This window comes from Pseudomaricurvus albidus (genome assembly GCF_018863235.1).
Lineage (GTDB): Bacteria > Pseudomonadota > Gammaproteobacteria > Pseudomonadales > Cellvibrionaceae > Pseudomaricurvus > Pseudomaricurvus albidus.
The window spans coordinates 20,498-39,549 of sequence record NZ_JAHKRS010000010.1 but is presented as its reverse complement, the minus strand read 5'-3'; the positions used below and the strand labels follow the sequence as shown (position 1 = coordinate 39,549).

General features: G+C 49.6%; 17 protein-coding genes and 1 pseudogene. 5 read left to right on the top strand and 13 right to left on the bottom strand.

Annotated features, from left to right (window positions below; translation table 11 throughout):
• Positions 1-37 precede the first annotated feature (37 nt).
• Together KOI40_RS15030 and ttcA are read right to left on the bottom strand one after the other, a co-directional pair.
• Positions 38-433 (bottom strand): hypothetical protein, encoded by a 396-nt coding sequence (locus tag KOI40_RS15030; protein ID WP_216098359.1) that lies wholly within the window; start codon positions 431-433, stop codon positions 38-40.
• A 378-nt stretch (positions 434-811) separates the two neighbouring features.
• On the bottom strand, positions 812-1,747 hold the full coding sequence (gene ttcA, locus KOI40_RS15025; protein ID WP_216098358.1) for a tRNA 2-thiocytidine(32) synthetase TtcA: 936 nt from the start codon (positions 1,745-1,747) through the stop codon (positions 812-814).
• A gap of 413 nt (positions 1,748-2,160) precedes the next feature.
• On the opposite strand from ttcA, the gene KOI40_RS15020 reads away from it, so the two are divergent.
• The 3 genes from KOI40_RS15020 to bioA all read left to right on the top strand — a co-directional run bounded on the left by KOI40_RS15020 (position 2,161) and on the right by bioA (position 6,163).
• Entirely contained in the window at positions 2,161-2,922 is a 762-nt protein-coding gene (locus tag KOI40_RS15020) for a flagellar brake protein (RefSeq protein WP_216098357.1), read from the top strand.
• 180 nt (positions 2,923-3,102) lie between these two features.
• Positions 3,103-4,674, top strand: coding sequence for a methyl-accepting chemotaxis protein (locus KOI40_RS15015; RefSeq protein ID WP_216098356.1), 1,572 nt, complete (start codon positions 3,103-3,105; stop codon positions 4,672-4,674).
• Between the two features lie 187 nt (positions 4,675-4,861).
• Complete coding sequence (bioA, locus tag KOI40_RS15010) at positions 4,862-6,163, top strand: adenosylmethionine--8-amino-7-oxononanoate transaminase (RefSeq protein ID WP_216098355.1); 1,302 nt, start codon at positions 4,862-4,864, stop codon at positions 6,161-6,163.
• A 99-nt stretch (positions 6,164-6,262) separates the two neighbouring features.
• Here the strand turns inward: bioA and KOI40_RS15005 are convergent, their stop codons facing one another.
• The 10 genes and pseudogenes from KOI40_RS15005 to adk form a co-directional block, all read right to left on the bottom strand.
• Entirely contained in the window at positions 6,263-7,270 is a 1,008-nt protein-coding gene (locus KOI40_RS15005) for a tryptophan--tRNA ligase (RefSeq protein WP_216098354.1), read from the bottom strand.
• Between the two features lie 112 nt (positions 7,271-7,382).
• Positions 7,383-8,531 carry a tRNA-queuosine alpha-mannosyltransferase domain-containing protein gene (locus tag KOI40_RS15000; RefSeq protein ID WP_216098353.1) on the bottom strand — a complete coding sequence of 383 codons (1,149 nt, stop codon included), beginning with the start codon at positions 8,529-8,531 and terminating at the stop codon, positions 7,383-7,385.
• Between the two features lie 101 nt (positions 8,532-8,632).
• Positions 8,633-9,763 (bottom strand): cyclic nucleotide-binding domain-containing protein, encoded by a 1,131-nt coding sequence (locus KOI40_RS14995; protein WP_216098352.1) that lies wholly within the window; start codon positions 9,761-9,763, stop codon positions 8,633-8,635.
• 111 nt (positions 9,764-9,874) lie between these two features.
• The gene (locus KOI40_RS14990) at positions 9,875-11,191 is read right to left on the bottom strand and encodes a M18 family aminopeptidase (protein ID WP_216098351.1); all 1,317 of its coding nucleotides are present in this window, start codon (positions 11,189-11,191) and stop codon (positions 9,875-9,877) included.
• A gap of 118 nt (positions 11,192-11,309) precedes the next feature.
• Positions 11,310-12,218 (bottom strand): annotated as a pseudogene (locus KOI40_RS14985) (NAD(P)-dependent oxidoreductase); the annotation flags it as partial.
• A 27-nt stretch (positions 12,219-12,245) separates the two neighbouring features.
• Positions 12,246-13,040 carry an undecaprenyl-diphosphate phosphatase gene (locus KOI40_RS14980; RefSeq protein ID WP_216098350.1) on the bottom strand — a complete coding sequence of 265 codons (795 nt, stop codon included), beginning with the start codon at positions 13,038-13,040 and terminating at the stop codon, positions 12,246-12,248.
• Positions 13,041-13,088: 48 nt separating this feature from the next.
• Positions 13,089-13,793 carry a tRNA (adenosine(37)-N6)-threonylcarbamoyltransferase complex dimerization subunit type 1 TsaB gene (gene tsaB, locus KOI40_RS14975; protein WP_216098349.1) on the bottom strand — a complete coding sequence of 235 codons (705 nt, stop codon included), beginning with the start codon at positions 13,791-13,793 and terminating at the stop codon, positions 13,089-13,091.
• Positions 13,794-14,026: 233 nt separating this feature from the next.
• Positions 14,027-14,863, bottom strand: a complete 837-nt coding sequence (locus KOI40_RS14970) for a hypothetical protein (protein WP_216098348.1) — start codon at positions 14,861-14,863, stop codon at positions 14,027-14,029.
• A gap of 398 nt (positions 14,864-15,261) precedes the next feature.
• Positions 15,262-16,242, bottom strand: a complete 981-nt coding sequence (gene hemH, locus KOI40_RS14965; protein WP_216098347.1) for a ferrochelatase — start codon at positions 16,240-16,242, stop codon at positions 15,262-15,264.
• Between the two features lie 87 nt (positions 16,243-16,329).
• Positions 16,330-16,980, bottom strand: a complete 651-nt coding sequence (gene adk / locus KOI40_RS14960) for an adenylate kinase (protein WP_216098346.1) — start codon at positions 16,978-16,980, stop codon at positions 16,330-16,332.
• Positions 16,981-17,496: 516 nt separating this feature from the next.
• On the opposite strand from adk, the gene KOI40_RS14955 reads away from it, so the two are divergent.
• Both KOI40_RS14955 and KOI40_RS14950 read left to right on the top strand, forming a co-directional pair.
• On the top strand, positions 17,497-17,700 hold the full coding sequence (locus KOI40_RS14955) for a hypothetical protein (protein ID WP_216098345.1): 204 nt from the start codon (positions 17,497-17,499) through the stop codon (positions 17,698-17,700).
• Positions 17,701-17,792: 92 nt separating this feature from the next.
• Positions 17,793-18,152: a pilin assembly protein gene (locus KOI40_RS14950; protein ID WP_216098344.1), complete on the top strand. Its 360-nt coding sequence runs from the start codon at positions 17,793-17,795 to the stop codon at positions 18,150-18,152.
• Between the two features lie 73 nt (positions 18,153-18,225).
• Here KOI40_RS14950 and mazG read toward each other — a convergent pair whose 3' ends face one another.
• Positions 18,226-19,050: a nucleoside triphosphate pyrophosphohydrolase gene (mazG, locus tag KOI40_RS14945; protein WP_369413195.1), complete on the bottom strand. Its 825-nt coding sequence runs from the start codon at positions 19,048-19,050 to the stop codon at positions 18,226-18,228.
• Between the last annotated feature and the right edge of the window lie 2 nt (positions 19,051-19,052).

Genomic DNA, 19,052 nt, shown 5'->3' with positions numbered 1-19,052 from the left:
GAGGAAAAGACCGGTAATTACCCGAACCGGTACTGGTCTAGTGTCTTTTATCCATGCTACGGCGCCCTATCCCCATTCTGCGATCTGGCTGAATAGCAGAGCCACGGTAATGGTCACGGCGATCCATCAGAGCCCGGCGTTTACTGCCACGTCTTTCGTGATAGAGGCCATCCGGAGAGCTTTCCTGAATCCAGCAAACCCCACCTGAGCGCTTGATTGCCTCTTCAAATTTGCAGGCTTCCTCGTAGGAAATGCCTTTCTTGACCACGACCGGAGTACCGCTGGCCATGATGTCCAATTTGCGATCACTGAGTTGAAAACGCTCTTTAAGGCTTATCCGTGCTAAGTCTGCCTCAATGGCATCAGAGAATTTATCGATGTAAACCACTTCGTAGGTTTTAACCATAGCCGCGTTCACCATAGTCTCTCTCATTACCACCTCTTCTTATGCGACAAGCGCTATCCATGTGCTGCTATCGTCTCAGAAAGGTTCCGCGGCTTTCCATGATCGATTTAGCATTCCCGACTCACTTTGAAGCGCACAAATTGTCTAATTATGAGCCACTTCACGTCTTCAAAGCCATTTCCAAAAACACGCTACATCTGGCTGTTTCTCTTGGAGCAACAAGGTACCTGGAGCACGTTGCTTACCCCATTAAGAAGAAATAGCAGCCACAACCAGGATTTACAAAGAACCAAAAGTTGGCAATTCTGAAATATCTATAACTGGCTTGACGCTAGAGTCCCTGTACAACCTCTTACACCATAGGCGGAAAAGTCACACAAGGCCACAACCAATACAAGAATTGATTTAGGGAAGCTGAATCGCCTCAACGATTTGAACGCCATTCGGGATAGCTGAACCGGTTCTTTCAACATTGGAAGCCCCGATGGTAGCTTCGTCGTAATCGTATTCGGCGCGATCACCGGAGCGATCTAACGGCAGGTTGGCGAAATCAAACAGGTCACGATCGGCCAGCTGGCTGGGAGAAACATTCTGGATGGATTTGAAAATACGCTCAACACGACTGACATCGTCCTTTTCCCATTGCTGCAACATGGCTTTGATGGCTTGCCGCTGAAGATTCTCCTGAGACCCGCACAGGTTGCAGGGAATGATCGGAAACTTCTTGTGATCAGCAAACGCTATCAGATCCGACTCCCGGCAATAGGCCAGTGGACGAATAACCACATTGCGCTGATCGTCCGAGCGCAATTTAGGAGGCATGGCTTTGAGCCGGCTACCATGGAACATATTCAAGAATAGTGTTTCCACGATATCATCCATGTGGTGCCCAAGTGCCAATTTGGTAGCCCCGATTTTTTCAGCAAAGGCGTAAAGAGTCCCCCTGCGCAGACGGGAACATAGTCCACAGGTTTTCTGACCTTCCGGGATTTTCTCACGCACAACACTGTATGTGTCCTTATCGACAATGTAATAAGGGACATCAATCGACTCAAAGTATTCCGGCAACACATGCTCAGGGAAACCCGGCTGCTTCTGGTCCATGTTCACCGCAATCACCTGAAACTTTACCGGCGCGGTCTTTTGCAGATTCAGCAAAATATCAAGCATGGCAAAACTGTCCTTACCACCACTGATACATGCCATAACCACATCACCATCCTCGATCATGTTGTAATCCACAATGGCATTACCCACATTACGGCGCAGGCGTTTCTGCAATTTGTTGAACTCGAGCTGCTGCTTGCGATCAAGGGTTTCTGGAGCAGTAACATCGGACATAATAAAACCTGGGGCACGGTGCTTGTTGAGAAAAGGCGGCCATTGTACGGATTTTAAGCGATACAGGGAATACGCTTTCACACTTCCTGAAGCACTATCTACTCACAATGGTGTTCCCGCATATTCCGTTTGCCGCAAAAGCGGCAGCCTCCTGCCACCGCCCTTGGTAATGCGGCAAACAGCCACTCAAAAACGGCAATCCTTTTTGTCCTAATCCAGCCACAAACCATGCCCTGATTTCCGTGGCACCACGTCATCTCTGGGCTGCAGTCCAATGAAGTCCAGAACCTGGGAATCAGACAGGATTTGGCACACCCTTTGCTGTTATGTGAATTAAACGAGGTACCGGGCAATGAGGTATCGCAAGCAAACTCTCACAATCGCGGTGAGAACAGATCAGGAGTCTCTTACCTATGGCCATTTTGCAATCCGTACTGCAAAAATTCAGCCGTAAGCCACCCGTCACCGAACTGGCAGAGCCCGCCCGACGCCTGGCCAGGAAAATTGAGCATTACGCCCCCCTGTTTGCGCTGCAAGAGAAACGCCAGCTGATCGAAGTCACCAGTGAGCGAACCGGCGAAACTTACCAAAGTATGATTCTGGCCATTGACCTGAACAGGCAAACTCTGGAGCTGGACGAGTTATTTCCTCAACCTGCCAGCCATATCTACCGTCCGGGCGATATATTCACCCTGAAACACCACCATCAGGGACAAATCCTGACCGTGTCAACGCCACTGGAATCGATTCTAGTCAGCCTTAACAGTCCGGTTTATTGCCTGAGACTGCCCGATGAGGTGAGCTATCAACACCGGCGCAAACACCCACGCATCAGCCTCAGCCGACAGCAACCACTTTCTGTTCGCCTGCAGTCTCCGTGGCGAACCCCGTGGTATGCCACAGCGAATAACATTTCCACAGGCGGCATGCGTCTGGTCGTCGGCGGTAATGTGGTGGATCAACTGGCTCGGGACAGCGTGCTGCCAGAATGTGAATTCAAATTTCACGAAAACTTTCAAATCCGCTGCCAGGCAACGGTTAAAGCATTTCGCTTTGTCCGCCGCCCCTATCGTCGCACTGAAATCAGTATCGAATTTAAGGATCTCGGACCACAACAGAGCCTTCAGTTACATCAGTTAATTAGCGCATTACAAGCCCCGGCAAAGGCTGCCTGATGGGCTTATAGCCCACTACACTAACCAATGGCTGAAAGCAAGCAATAAATTCTGTTCACACCACTGAACTAACACTACAGAACTAACCCATTCGGCCGTTATACCCACAAAGAGACAAGGGCTTTCATTGAAGTCCTTACTAACCAGTCCTTGACACATTTTTCGATTCGGACAAAAGCTATGCGAAACAACGGCCCCACCACTGGTAAAGAAGTCGTCCTAAAACCTGACGATGAGCTGGTATCCGCAACTGATACCAGCAGCCATATCACATTCAGCAATGACAAATTCTGCGAGATCGCCGGTTTCAGCCGCGAGGAGCTTTTAACCCAACCCCACAACATAGTTCGCCACCCGGATATGCCTGAAGCAGCATTTGCGGATATGTGGAACAACCTGAAAAACGGCCGGCCGTGGATGGGCATAGTGAAGAACCGCTGTAAGAATGGTGATCATTACTGGGTTGATGCCTACGTTACTCCTCTCAAAGAACGAGGCACCATCACTGGGTATGAATCGGTTCGGGTAAAGGCCGACAGCAAAGTGATTCAAAGAGCTGAAGAAACCTACAAGCGGCTCAGCACCAAGCAGTCAGCAATCCCCCTTGCATCGCGCTGGAAACATCCGGCGATTGAGATCACCGGTTATACCGGTGCCACCTTTGTAGCTTTACTGGCCTGCTTACTGATTACCGGCAATCTGGATTCCCTGTCTTTGCTTCACAGCGCCTGGGTCTCACTGATTGCAGGCTTTGGCTTCCGCTGGATTGCCAAACAATATCGCAAACAAGCACTTTCTGCGGCCCACACAGTGATTTGTAATCCCATGGCGGCTTATATCTATACTGGAAGATCTGACGAGATCGGAGAGCTTGAACTGGCTCAGATTGCGCAATCCGCTCGTCTGCGTACGGCTCTGGGTCGTTTTATCGAATCTTCGAAAGAGGTGAAACAACGCTCGGAGATGTCACTGGAGCAAGCTCGTTGCAGCCATAACGGCATGACAGCACAGCAGCTGGAGACCGAGAAGGTTGCCTTTTCCATGCAGCAAATGTCACAAGCGGTACAAGAAGTTGCTGCCGGTGCCAGTCAGGCTTCTGTGGCAACTCAGGAAGCTCTCGAACAGGTATCTCAGGGTGGCGACGTTCTGCAGGGGGCCAGCAATGCGATTCAGGGACTTTCCGATAATGTGGCCAACCTTGGCGCCGTGGTGAATCGTCTCTCGGAGGACAGCGATCAGATTTCCACCGTGATTGATGTCATTCGGGGCATCGCTGAGCAAACCAATTTGCTGGCACTGAACGCCGCTATTGAGGCTGCTCGGGCTGGAGAACAGGGACGCGGCTTCGCGGTGGTAGCCGATGAAGTGCGCACTCTGGCACAACGAACTCAGGAATCGACCCAGCATATTCAAGACATTATTGAAAAACTCAGCTCTGCGACCAGTGATGCCGCCAACAATATGGACAGCTGTCAAACTCTGGCAGACAAGAGTGTCGAAGAAATGGGTAATGTACGTGGTGCTCTGGATGCCATTTCTGCGTCAGTAAACTCCATCGACCAAATGTCGCAACACATTGCCGCTGCCGCTGAAGAACAATCTGCCACTGCGGTTGAAATTGAACAAAACACTCAGTCGATTTCCGAAATTTCCAACCGAACTCAGCAGGAGTCAGAGGCTGCCGCCCGCATCAATCAGGAAATGACTGAACTGGCGGAAAAACAACACCAGCTGGTTGAACGTTTCCAGTAAGTTCACAATACACACTACTTTCAGGGCGCTTGTCAGATAATAGCGATAGAGCTAAGGATAAGTGCCCCGTCAAAGCCTCACTTTCTTACGCCCCTCCTCTGCTGCCCTTCTTCACGCCTTGCGTTCAGCCTGCATACGCCTACAATGACGCCCTATTATCAGCTCACCACAGCGACAGGGGTTATTCATGAGCATTTCCGAAAAAGAGATCATCAATATCGATCAAACTCACGTCTGGCACCCCTATGCCTCGTTCATTGATGCGCCTCCCGTATACCCGGTGGAATCCGCCCAGGGTTGCACCCTGACGTTAACCGATGGCCGCCAATTGCTGGACGGCATGTCTTCCTGGTGGTGTACGATTCACGGCTACAATCACGAGGTCCTTAATCAGGCGGCCAAAGCCCAGCTGGACAAGATGTCTCATGTGATGTTCGGTGGCCTCACTCATCAACCTGCGGCAGAGTTGGCACAGTTACTTGTCGATATCACCCCAAAAAGTCTGAATAAAGTGTTCTTTTCGGATTCGGGGTCAGTCGCTGTTGAAGTCGCCATGAAAATGGCCATCCAGTTTTGGCACAGCCAGGGCAAACCACAAAAAAATAAAATGCTGTGTCTGCGTAACGGTTATCACGGCGATACGTTTGGCGCGATGTCAGTGTGTGATCCGGTGACCGGCATGCACCACCTGTTTAATGACAACCTGATACAGCATTTTTTCGCCGATGCTCCAGTCAGTGGTTACAACATCGAATGGGATGATCGCTACATAGCCAATTTCAAATCGTTGATGGAAGACAACCACCAACAGCTCGCAGCAGTGATTTTAGAGCCCATTGTTCAGGGTGCAGGCGGCATGCGCTTTTACCCACCTGAGTATTTACGCCAGGTACGTCAATTGTGTGACCAGCACGGTGTATTACTGATCGCCGATGAAATTGCCACAGGTTTTGGCCGCACAGGAAAACTGTTCGCCTGTGAACACGCAGACATCGAGCCCGACATTCTCTGTCTCGGCAAAGCCCTGACCGGTGGCTACATGACCATGGCCGCAACCTTGTGCAACGATCGTATCAGCGATGGCATCTGTCGCGGGGAGGCAGGCGTCTTTATGCACGGTCCCACCTTTATGGGTAACCCTCTGGCCGCAGCTACGGCTCTGGCCTCGACACGCCTGTTATTGAGTCAGGACTGGCAAGCCAATATCCAGCGTATTGAATCGCAACTTGAACGCGGCCTGGCCCCCTGCAAGGACTACCCCCATGTAGAAGATGTACGCGTAATGGGCGCAATTGGTGTGGTTGAGATGAAAGCGCCGGTGGTTATGGCCGAGATACAAAAAGCTTTCATGGAAGAAGGTGTCTGGATTCGCCCCTTTGGCAAGCTGGTATACGTCATGCCGCCTTATGTGATGACCCCAGACGAACTCGACACACTGACTTCAGCCATGTCGCGCGTACTGTCACGCCCGGAATTGTTTCAGAGCTAATCTATTCAGAGTTGAGAGTTTTAGCCTTCACAAAAAAAAGCCCCGTTTCAGGGGCTTTTTTGAATACGGACGGTTTTAACATTAAACCAAGTGGTTTATTTAACCAATCGGACGTAGCCCCACCGCTTTACGGCACTTGGTCATCAACGGAGCACTGAAAGAGCGTGCTTTCTCAGCGCCCTCTTGCAGTTTTTCTTCGATGAAACCTGGATTCGCCATAAGCTCGTTATAACGCTCCCGAGCCTCGGACAACTCACCATTGACCAGTTCGAACAATTGCTTTTTGGCTTCGCCCCAAGCGATACCATCAAGGAACGCCTGTCGCATCTCGGCGGTCTGCTCTTCTGAAGCAAAAGCTTGCCAGATCTGAAAGACTGTGGAGGTATCAGGATCTTTGGGCTCACCCGGCTCGAGCAAATTGGTCTTGATCTTGTTGATATGCTTTTTCAGTTGCTTTTCAGTCAAAAACAGAGGGATGGTATTGCCGTAACTTTTACTCATTTTACGGCCATCCAACCCTTGTAGCACAGCAACCTTGTCATCGACTACGGCTTCGGGCAACGTGAAGTGCTCGCCATAATGGTGATTGAAGCGAGCAGCAATATCACGGGCCATTTCTACGTGCTGGATCTGATCTTTACCAACAGGGACTTTGTTCGCATTAAACATCAAAATATCTGCAGCCATCAAAACCGGATAGCTGTAGAGACCCATAGTGACACCGTAATCCGGATCTTCACCCGCCTCCTGATTAGCCGCAACTGCCGCCTTATAGGCGTGAGCACGATTCATCAGACCCTTGGCCGCCATACAGGTCAGCATCCAGCTTAACTCGGTGATTTCAGGCACATCAGACTGACGGTAAAACACCACATTATCCGTATTCAACCCCAGTGCAAGCCAGGTGGCCGCAATCTCAGTGGTAGAACGATGAACCATCTCTGGATCCTGACATTTAATCAGAGCGTGATAATTTGCCAGAAAATAAAAGGACAGGTTGTCAGCGCTTTGGCTGGCTTCAATCGCCGGACGAATTGCACCAACATAATTGCCCAAATGAGGGGTACCTGTTGTGGTAATACCCGTAAGAATGCGTGTCTTGGCCATAATACTCTTTAACTGCTTAGTGGGTTATCGACAGGAACAGCCGATCAACCGATATTCTGTTCGTAACCTTTGACGATAATAATGACACCATCAGAGGTCACAGGAGGCGGTATCATACCAATCCCTCCAGCAATTGACGATAAGCCTCTTGCTGCCTTTCCCAGCTCCACCAGGAAACATCCACTCCAAAGACACGATTGTTCGCTTTTCCGCTTGCAGGCAAATCCGGAATGAACGACATCAATCGGTCCACGGCTGCCTGAGCCTGATCAACCAGATGTTCGGAACTGATGTCGTACAAAAAATCATCAGCTACCATTTCGGGATATGACAAGCGGTTAGGCAACAGGGGGATACATCCCGCAGCCATTGCTTCCAGAACCGCCAATCCCTGAAACTCATGCAGCGCAGTGGACAAGACCACATCAGCGGACGCCAGCCATTGCTGATAACGCAGAGAGTCCGGCTCATGGCCAAACTGCACCAACTCACCAGTAAAGTCCTGCCGGATAATTTCAAACTCCGGCGGCGAACGCCGAAAGCTTTGCCCCAGTAAACATAACTGGAAATCAATATTCCGCTCGCGAAGCGAGCGCAGGATAGCCAGCAGTAATTCAGGACCTTTATCGTATTCCCAGCGAGCAGCCCAAAGCAGGCGCAGGGGGCGAGCTTCTCCCGGGACTTTGAGAGGCCACATGGCCAGTTGTTCACTTACCGGACTACAAACCGGCTCAAAACATGAAGCCTCCAGAGGCACAGGAAGAACCGATGCTCGTCCGGAAAGTTGAGACACGACATCTTTCGGAACGTGGTCCGGCAGGCGACGAAGCAGCTCCTCCACTCCATTCAAAAAAGTCTGTCGATTGTAATCCGTATTAAAGACGATGGCATCGGCACAGAGTGCGGTATAGAGGTTTAGAATCTGCGGCTCTACGGACTTATGCGCATTATCGCTGCTGGGGTAGGCAAATTGGTTTTCGTGAAAATAGACCACAGTAGGAATAGCAGCCAAAGCCGGAACAAACCCCCTTAACGCCGAGAGATCCGTCATGGAAGTCGCAACCATCAGGTCATAGGGCTCTTCAAGAAGCTGCCTGTGTTCAAAACTCCAACTTAAGCTGTTACCGCGTATGCGCCAACTGAAATAACGTGGCGGCAGGGTCAACAAGGTCCATTGGTATTCAGGGAAATGAGATCTGAGGCCCTTATGCCAACGCTTGTGGCTATCAGCATCATAGGCAGAGAGTAAGAGAATACGCAAAGCAGTTGAACCCCGGAAAGCTTAATCCGGAGCACAATAACACAATCAACAAATTAACGGCGATCCCAGAAGGGACAAAGGCACAGTACCCTCTACTATCCTTACCCGGCCCTCTGCTGAGTTGCTGAGTTCGCTTCATAAGTCTCTTCAGAGTTCTGCAGTATCCAGGCATCATAACCTGCCTGACACAGTAAATACGCTGCCAATTGGCTGCGACGACCGGCGTTGTCTGCAATGGCGTATTGAGTGTCTGTGTCCAGCTCGTAAAACCGGTTACGAAGGGATGACAGAGGAATATTCTTACTGCCTTCCATATGCTGGAAACGAAACTCCAGCGGCATGCGTACATCGAGTAATACACACTTATCTTTCGCTTGTTCGTATTCAGAAAAGGACAGGGTTTTCTGCACCGGCTCATGCAACAGTTTTGTGAAGTCCTCTTTACCCAGGCGCATCAACAAGCCATCGGTGAGCATGGTCACTGTGGCATTACGGGGTGTTTCCGCCACCAGCGCTTCTTCACCGAAGTACTGTCCGGTTTCCAGTTTCACATTCACCTGACCGGTTACATTTTTTACCTGAGCCTGACCACGATCGATCACGTAAAAATAATCACCTGTCTCCCCTTCTTTCACAATATTTTGACCCGCTTTGACTTCAATGGCTTCAAAACAGGTAAAAAGCTGGCGGATGTGCGCTGGCGGCACACGGGAGAATAACAGGGAGGAAAACAAACCCGACATCCAGTCACCGTGGCTTTCTTCAACTTCCACGTGAGCCTTGGAAAGATTCAGCCCCGAGAGAGGGTCATCATTTGAAAACAAGTCAGACTTGGCCAGAGGTGCCGTTAAATTAGCCTCTTCCTCCTCTTCAGGAGTCGCCTGACTCCAAACCAGCGCCAGATCGAGAAAGTCCGCCTCAACCATCAACAGTTTGACCTCTGATTTGGCCACCGCGGATACCTGAGTCGGGGAAGTATCGGTTAACGTCTGAGAAGCTCTTTCATCCCCGGCAACAACACTTTCCGTTGCGAAGTTTGCACCGACCAGATCCACCGTCCCCTCTAGCAGGTAATAACGTGAATCGGCTTTCTTGCCTCGCCGAAACAACAGCTTGCCCTTTTCCTCAGTAATGATCTTACTGTGGTCAGCGACCTGCTGAACATATTGATCATCAAGTGTATTGAATGGACTGAACTGTTTAAGCTGGGCAATAAGTGCTGGGTTGGACATGATACCACTCGACTTTAGACGAAAAAGCTATAAATAAGACCTGTTTTGGACGAGTCGCTGCCGCCCGTTGTCCATTATACCGTTATGATCAACCTCACACTGTGACTTGAATCACCGTGGAGTCTCTAGAAATGTGGCAGAGGAAGAAAAGAAATGCCCCAGTACTCGATAGAGTCCCTGGGCATCTTCGACACCGGCCAGTTCGCGGATAGAGTGCATGGCAAATGTTGGCACCCCGACATCCAGAGTTCGGACTCCCACCTCTGCCGCAGTAATTGGCCCAATAGTACTGCCACAAGCCATGTCTGTACGCACAACAAACGCCTGTACCGGAACATTCGCCTGCTCACACCAGTGACGAAACGCCGATGAGGTTTCACTGTTGGTGGCGTAGCTCTGGTTTGCATTAATTTTAATCACCGGCCCCTTGTTCAGAATCGGTCCGTGGTTACTGTCGTGACGATCGCTGTAATTAGGGTGAATACCATGAGCATTATCAGCCGAGATCATCAACGACTGTGTCAGACAACGTAGCCTTGTCTCTGAGTCTGGCAAGAGACGAGTCAGGAAATCTTCCAGCATGGGGCCCTGGGCACCACACGCCGAGCGACTGCCAACCTCTTCATGATCATTACAGACCAGCAGTGCGGACTGGGTGCCATCAGCCTCGAGCAGTCCCTGCAAACCGATGAAGCAGCTGAGCAGGTTATCCAGACGGGCGCTGGCGATAAAATCCTCTTTAAGCCCGACAAGCGCAGGCTCTTGGGTATCATAAAAGCTCAGCTCGTAATCCAGAACACTGTCCAGATTTTCGACGCCATCCTCCGTTAACACTTTACCCAACAACTCACGGAAATCCGGCTTATCAGATCCATCAACCTGCATCAGCACTGGCGGAATATCCTGCTGGGCATTCACTGCCCCATTCTGGTTTGCCTCACGATTTAAATGAATCGCCAGACTGGGTATGACAGCTACTGGCCTTATGAAATCCAATAAACGGCTGGCAACGGTGCCCTGCCGGGTACGGTAAGTGACCCGACCTGCAATGGAGAGGTCCCGATCAAACCAGGGATGCAGCAAGACGCCACCGTAGGTCTCAACACCCAACTGAAAATAGCCCTGCTTTACCATTTCAGGTTGCGGCTTCACCTTCAGGCAAGGACTATCGGTGTGCGCACCAACCATGCGAATACCTTCCTCGGCCAGCGGCTGGGAACCGTAGACAAATGCAATAATGGAAGAGTCATTGCGGCAGAAGTAATAACGCTCACCCGGCGTCAAAGACCAGCTTTCCGATTCCAGCAACCGGCTAAAACCTTTAGCCTCAAGGCGTGACGACATCGCTCGAACAGCGTGGAAAGGAGTTGGGGACTCTGAGAGAAAATCGAGCAATTGCTGATTAAATTCAATCGTATTCTGTGTCATATCTCGTGTTGTACCTGCGCACACCTGAATTCATCTGAACGAACGGTCAGTTTACTGCTATGAACCGTCCGATTTGATAGCAAGCCACTCCAACGAAGTGGCCTCTGAAAAGATACCGTTAGCCTTTTTTCGGCTGGCTGGACCTAGCCTTTAATCTTGCAAGCAAGCTGGAAGTATCCCAACGCTGACCGCCCAGCGCCTGAACATCACCGTAAAACTGATCGACCAGTGCCGTGACCGGTAACGAAGCTCCATTTTGCCGGGCTTCATCGAGCACTATCGCCAGATCTTTTCGCATCCAGTCTACAGCGAAACCATGCTCATACTCGCCGGCCAACATGGTTTCATGACGATTCTCCATCTGCCAGGATTGGGCTGCGCCCTTACTGATGACATCAATGACCTTTTTGCCATCCAGTCCAGCCTGCTCTGCAAAGTGTAATCCTTCTGCCAACCCCTGCACCAGACCCGCGATACACACCTGATTCACCATCTTGCACAGCTGACCACTGCCTACCGGCCCCATCAACTGCACTGAACGCGCCATCACATCAATTACAGGTTTCGCCATTTCGAATACGTTTGCGTCCCCCCCAACCATAACCGTCAGCGCCGCATTTTGAGCCCCCTGCTGCCCACCTGATACAGGAGCATCCAGAAAATGACATCCTTTGGCTTCGATGACCGCTGCTAATTCTCTCGCCACCAAAGCCGAGGCAGTCGTATGGTCAACAACAATGGCACTGGGCTTCAAACCATGGAGAATACCATCAGATCCGGTCATTACCTGCCGCAAATCATCATCGTTGCCAACACAGGAAAAGACCACATCAGCTCCCGCAGCAGCCAACCCGGGAGTTAACGCAAAGTCGCCTCCAAACTCCTTGGCCCACTGCTCGGCTTTGACTGTAGTACGGTTGTACACAGTGACCTCAAAACCCGCTTTCTGTAAGTGTCCAGCCATGGGATAACCCATAACTCCCAACCCAATAAAGGCAACCTTTTTCATAATTATCCCCTGCAGAACCTCTTTGGCAGTATTTAGACGCCTGAATTAACCAAATGCTATCAATAAGAGAATGACACCGAGTATCAGGCGATACACGACAAATGGCCACATGCCGATGCGGTCAATTAATTTCAAAAAGAAGTGGATACACAAGGCAGCACTTACCGCAGAAATAGTGATCCCCCAAAACAAGTCAGACCAGTCGATGGTGGAATCTTCAAGCAACCCTAATGCTTCATATCCGCCACTTAACACGATCAGAGGAATTGACAGCAAGAACGAAAAACGGGCAGCGGCTTGCCGCTCCAGCCCCAAAGCCAGAGCCATGGTGATTGTTACTCCGGAACGAGAAGTGCCTGGAATTAACGCCAAAGCCTGAGCGCAACCAATCAATAGACCTTGCTTTAAGGTCATCTGTTCCAGCGGTGTGGTGCGCTTTCCTTTCCAGTCTGCCATCCCCAAAGCCACACCGAAAATCATGGTCGTTGCCGCGATTACCAACACACTTCTCAGGTGTTCTTCAATAAAACCACTGAAAATCAAGCCACAAAGCCCGGCGGGTATGGTTGCCCAGATCACATACCAGGCTAATCGACTATCAGAGGTCTGCCCGCCTTTAAAGCTTACAAACCAAGCTGTCACAAGATGAACAATGTCTTTTCTGAAGTAACCTACGACGGCAATCAGAGTGCCTACATGGACAGCCACATCAAAAGCCAGACCTTGATCGGGCCAGTTTAATACCTCACTGGGTAAAATCAGATGGGCAGAACTGGAAATGGGGAGAAATTCGGTAAGCCCCTGAATCAGGGCAAGTATGACGAGGTGCAACGTATCCATATTATCCTTTCATCCACGGCGGCCAGAAAATTGTCGTCACATAACTATCTATCGGATGCGTTGTCGCTTTTTCCAGGCGACGCTATCCCTCAGATAAACCGGCTGAGAATTTTCAGCCATATGAACCTGACCTTCTTTAAGCGCATACTGTGCCAATCCGAGCATATGCTCTGCTCTCGGTAGCAATTCCCGGATTTCACTGGCTGCATCAATTCCCTCAAGCGCAGGATAATGGCAACCGGCTCCAACTTTGATTAAATTTTGCGCCGCAACAAAACCCAGATCCCCATGGCCGGGCACATCACTGGGCGAACAAACAAACTCTTCAGTCACGGGTACAGCTTGACCATCTTGTAACCGGTACAGAGACCAGTACACCTCTTCCATACGAGCGTCCAGAGCCACCAATATTAAATCCTGATCTTTGGCCAAACCGGTGTTTACAGCTCCAACAGCCATGGTATGTAAGGTAGAGACGGGAATAACGGGTAAATCCACCGAAAACGCCAATCCCTGAACAACACTCAGGCAAATTCGCAATCCGGTAAATGAGCCGGGGCCTCTTCCGTAAGCTATTGCATCCAGATCAGAAAGGTCCACCGAGTGCTTCTTGAGTAAAGCATCAATCATCGGCAGTAAACGTTGAGAATGTTGCCTGGGTGCCTGTATAAACTCGGCATACACCTGCCCGTCCTTCAACAATGCGATCGAACATGCATCACATGAGGTATCCACAGCCAAAATTGTGCTCATTCCAAACAACCTTTAACCAATCTAAGGGAAAAATCCCCCAAAAGCGGGCGCCGATCAACGTCTTAGCAATCCCACACAGACTTACGGTGGCATTTTCTCAGATTTCAGAGAGTGGAAACAGGTAGCAGATACAAAAAATCCCCACCATGAGGACATGGAGGGGATTTTTTTGAAGCTTTAACAGCTTCGAACCTTCGCCAGGCTAACAAACAGCGTTTAGCCCTGAAACAGAATTACTTCTTGGCGGCAGTTTTCTTCTTGGCAGCAGCTTTTTTGCGCTTTGGAGCTGCTTTTTTGGCAGCTGGCTTGCGCTTAGGCTTAGGAGCAGCTTTTTTCTTGGCTGCAGCAGCTGCTTTCTTCTCAGCGGCTTTAGCCTTGGCGGCGGCCTTCTTCTCGGCAGCTTTGGCTTTAGCAGCAGCTTTCTTCTCTGCGGCTTTTGCCTTTGCAGCGGCCTTTTTAGCGGCTACTTTAGCTTTGGCGGCAGCTTTCTTCTCTGCGGCTTTCGCTTTGTCAGCAGCTTTCTTGGCTACTGCCTTGGCTTTAGCCATGGCTTTCTTCTTGGCTGCAGCTACTTTCTTGGCGTCTGCAGAGGCACGTTGCTTCTTCCACTTGGCCTCAAAAGCTTTAACGGCTTTAGCCAGATCAGCATCGGCTTTGGCAGACAAGTCTGAAGCCATACCGTCGATTTTGGCTATAACAGCGTCTTCAGCAGCTTTAGCCGCCGCAACACTCTTGGCTTTTGCCAGAGCCAGCTTGGCTTCAGCAGCTTTTGCACGCAGAGCTTTCACTTTGTCGCCCAATTTAGCAGCTTGGTTAGAAGCTGAAACAGCAGAACGCTTGTCAGCAGCTTTTTTAGACTTCGCAGCTTTAGCTTTCGCAGTAGCAGCTTTTTTACGAGCGGCTGCCTGGGCAGTAGCCTGGGCTTTGATGTCTTTTTGCAGTTTGCTCAAAGCATCTTGAGCTTTGACAACAGCGGATGACTCAACTTTTTTTGCTGTTGCCGCTTTTTTAGCTGGAGCACGACGTTTTGCCGGCGCCTTTTTAGCTTTCGCTTTTGCTACTCTTGCCATCCTTAATTCTCCTCATCATTAAAAGATGCAGTACCACTAACACATTGAACCATAGCACAAATATTAAACGTCAAAGACGTCGACTGGAATATTATTTAAAAAACTCAGCTTTTGCACCCTTTCGCCCTGTTTTTTTCCATAAAAATTGATTTTTTTACTGATTTTTTTACTTTTGAGGTCGTCAAAAAGTATTTTCCTGAGTTTTTAAAGAACAAACCAAAGAAAAGGCTGCTGACCACAGTTTTTTGATTAACTTCAGCAAAGGTTCTCGCCTGGACGTCACAAAGAAATTTTAAAACACTACCTGACTTGATGGGTCGTATCTGAGTCACCTCAGATAATAAATTGCAGAGGGTCCCGAAAACGAAAAAATCGTTTCAAAAAGACCCTTTCAAAGACTAAATGCGGTATTCCGTAACAATTTTTTCGAGTAGATCTATGTGATCGACGGAATCGTTGAGGCAGGGAATGTATTCGAACCTTTTACCACCAGAAGACAGAAAGATTTCGCGGTTTTCTTTATCAATTTCTTCCACGGTCTCGAGGCAATCGGAAGCAAAAGCCGGACAAAGCACATCTACACTCTCAACACCTTCCCTGCCCCAGCTTTCCAGCAAAAGATCGGTATAGGGCTTAAGCCACTCGGCTTTACCCAGGCGAGACTGAAAACTGATTGCCCATTGTGACTCTACCAACCCTAACTCCTCGGCAACCAGCTGGGCTGTTTTCCTACTCTGCAACTCATAGGGATCCCCTTTATCGACACAGCGTTTTGGTATGCCATGAAAAGAAAACAAAAGCTTTTCTGACTGTTCACCAGCCTCCCAATGGCGGCGAACCGAGTTGGCCAAGGCAATAATGTAGTCTCTCCGACTGTAATACTCTTTATGAATCGTGACATTACTGATATTTCGCTGTCTGACAATCAACTTCGCGAACTGATCATAAATAGCCGCAGTCGTCGTGGCTGAGTATTGAGGGTATAAAGGAAGGACAACGATTTTATCAACGCCGGACGATTCCAGCTCGGAAATTCGCTGCTCCAGTTTGGGTGCACCATAGGTCATGGCATAGGTAACTTGAACATCACCAGAAGAGAAACGGGACTGCAAAGCATCTACCTGTTTTTCGGTAATGACTTTTAACGGTGACCCTTCCGGCAGCCAGATTTCTTTGTATAACCTGGCCACTTTCGGTGAACGAAATGGCAGAATAATACCGTAGAGAATCGGCCACCAAATCAGTCGGGGTATTTCAACAACCCGACGATCCCCCAGAAATTCCTCCAGAAATTGACGAACCGCTTTAGGGGTTGGCTCTACCGGCGTGCCCAAATTCATCAATACGACACCAAGCCTGGTGTTTTTATCCGATTTCATCGTGCATTTCCTTTATGACAGGCAAAAAAATAGGCTCCTATAAAGGAGCCCATTCTACATGCTTTTAGCGTCGGGAATCATTCACACTCAGTCAAGAGCAGCAAAGACCTTGGCTTTAATATCTTCCAGACTGCCAACACCGGCAATGCGGGAATACTGAGGTGCTTTTTCCCCAGATTCAGCCAGAGACTGGTAAAAACCAACCAGTGGCTCAGTCTGCTCATGGTAAACGGCCAAACGCTTGCGCACGGTTTCTTCCTGATCGTCTTCACGCTGAACCAGTTCTTCACCGGTTTCGTCATCCTTACCTTCAACTTTAGGTGGATTGAAAATCACATGGTAAGTACGGCCAGAAGCTGGGTGAACCCGGCGACCACTCATACGCTTTACGATTTCTTCATCTTCTACGTGAATTTCCAATACGTGGTCGATGTCTACACCGGCCTCTTGCAGAGCTTCCGCCTGGGGAATGGTACGAGGAAAACCATCAAACAGGAATCCTGCTGCACAGTCATCCTGGGCAATACGATCTTTCACCAAAGCAATGATCAAGTCATCTGATACCAGACCACCAGAAGCCATAATATCTTTTGCTTTAAGTCCCAGAGGGGTACCGGCTTTTACCGCTGCACGCAGCATGTCTCCGGTAGAGATTTGCGGAATGCCGTATTTCTCCGTAATAAACTGAGCCTGAGTGCCTTTACCTGCGCCAGGCGCGCCTAATAAGATGATACGCATATGGGATTAACTCCTGTTTAGCCGACATTTCTGGGACGCCCGATACAAATGCCACTGCCAAAACGGCCAGACACAATATCTCCAAGGGTACTGATCAGAAAGAAGGGATCTAAAAAAGGGGCTACAATACACGCTGAACCCCTTAATCTCAAGTTCACGTCCCGACCTATACCTATCAGGCCTCTCTAACTGTTTGTTTTTACATAATATTTTCAGCCAACCCCATGAGTATGGTCTCTGACACAGGGTAAATTGGTCATCAAGCTGAAATTATCACGCGAATTTCCCCTTAACCTGCTACAGGTGGGCTATAACTATTGTTAGGAGGAACTATAGGACACCTCCTTTTGGCGGCCTATAGGACGATGGTCTAAAGGACACGCAGTGACTCAGGAACAGTCGCATGTTTGCAAGATCAAGCCGACACCCGAAATCCTCCGAAACACTGACCTTTAAACCAACAGAGACGTGATATTTGCAGTGTTTTTTACCGAGTGCTTTTAAAGAGAGGTTATTATGAGCGCCCACCATTTAATGGACGAATTAAAAACACCTTCAACGACGCCAACAATTGAGTGCTGCCACACTCCACTCCCCCTGGATGACGCCGCAAAACTTGCCGCACTCAGCGAACTCTACCCGCAACACACCACCGAAAGCCTGATTACCGCGCTGCTCCACCACGCTTTAACCGTCATAGAAAAGCCTGGCGAAAGTTGATGAATCCAGACCTCACTTTCATGCCCACTCTTGGGCGTTCATCTAACCAGAGGCCCTGACACAGGGTTAAACAAGATTGAATCGGGAGACTTATGGAACCATTCAGTGACCTGACGCAAAAGTGGAGCCGGTTCGGCCAGGGTGAAATAACCCCTGAGTCCTATCGGATTGCATTATCCGCTGCAGACAAGAGCATTCTGGACAGCCTCTGTCAGCGTTATCCCCGGTTAAGCACTGATGAAATCATCAGAGACTTACTGTCGGCGGCTTTGCGAGACATGGAACAGTCTATTCCCTATGAAAAAGGCAGCAAGGTGATCGCGACTGATGAATGGGGTGATGAAATCTATGAAGATTCCGGCCTGACACCGCGTTTTTTAAGTCTGGCCAAGCAATATCAGGCCAAATTGCGAAACGAAAGCGGAATTGAGAGCCGGAATACGGCAACTTAGCAACCGGCAACGTCAAAATAGAGCGCTGCTCTCTTTGGACGGTTAAACGTTCTTTAGCGGTTAAAACCTTGCGCTATCCCAACCGTTGTTTGGCTTCATCCCAAAGATGATCCATTCGCTCCAACGAAGCTTCTTGCGGAGTTTCTCCCTGCTCCGCAAGCTTTCTTTCGATATATTGAAACCGCCGCTCAAACTTTTTATTAGCACCACGCGTTGCGGTTTCCGGATCGACTTTGGCGTGACGACAGGCGTTCACAACAGAAAAAATCAAATCTCCCAACTCTTCCTGCACGGCCTCCATATCACCACTTTGAACCGCTCCCCTGACTTCTGCCAGCTCTTCTTCGACCTGCTCTAGCACCCCATCCATTGAAGGCCAATCAAATCCCGCAGATGAAGCTCGCTTCTGCAATTTTGCTGCCCGGGTCATCGCCGGAAGCGTTACGGGAACATCGTCCAACAGCCCCACCTGGCCCTTGGCTTCGCGCTCTTCCTGTTTTAATGCCTCCCAGCGACGTTTGATATTTGCTTCATCGTTTTCTGTGCGCTCTCCTGAAATCCGGCTCTCGAGGGTATTGTCCGGAAACACATGGGGATGACGACGAATCAGTTTGCTGACCAACCCGGAAACCACGTCGTCAAACTGGAAAAGTTCTTCCTCCGAAGCAATTTCGCTGTAGAAAATAATCTGGAACAGTAAATCGCCCAACTCTTCTTGGAGATGCTTGTAGTCATGCCTTTCAATGGCATCCACCACCTCATAGGCTTCTTCGATGGTAGAGGGAGCAATCGATTGATAAGTCTGCTCAACATCCCAGGGGCAACCTGTTTCAGGCTCTCGAAGACGACGCATGAGCTCTTTCAAGTCTTCTAAAGAATAGTGTCGGGATTCAGTCACAG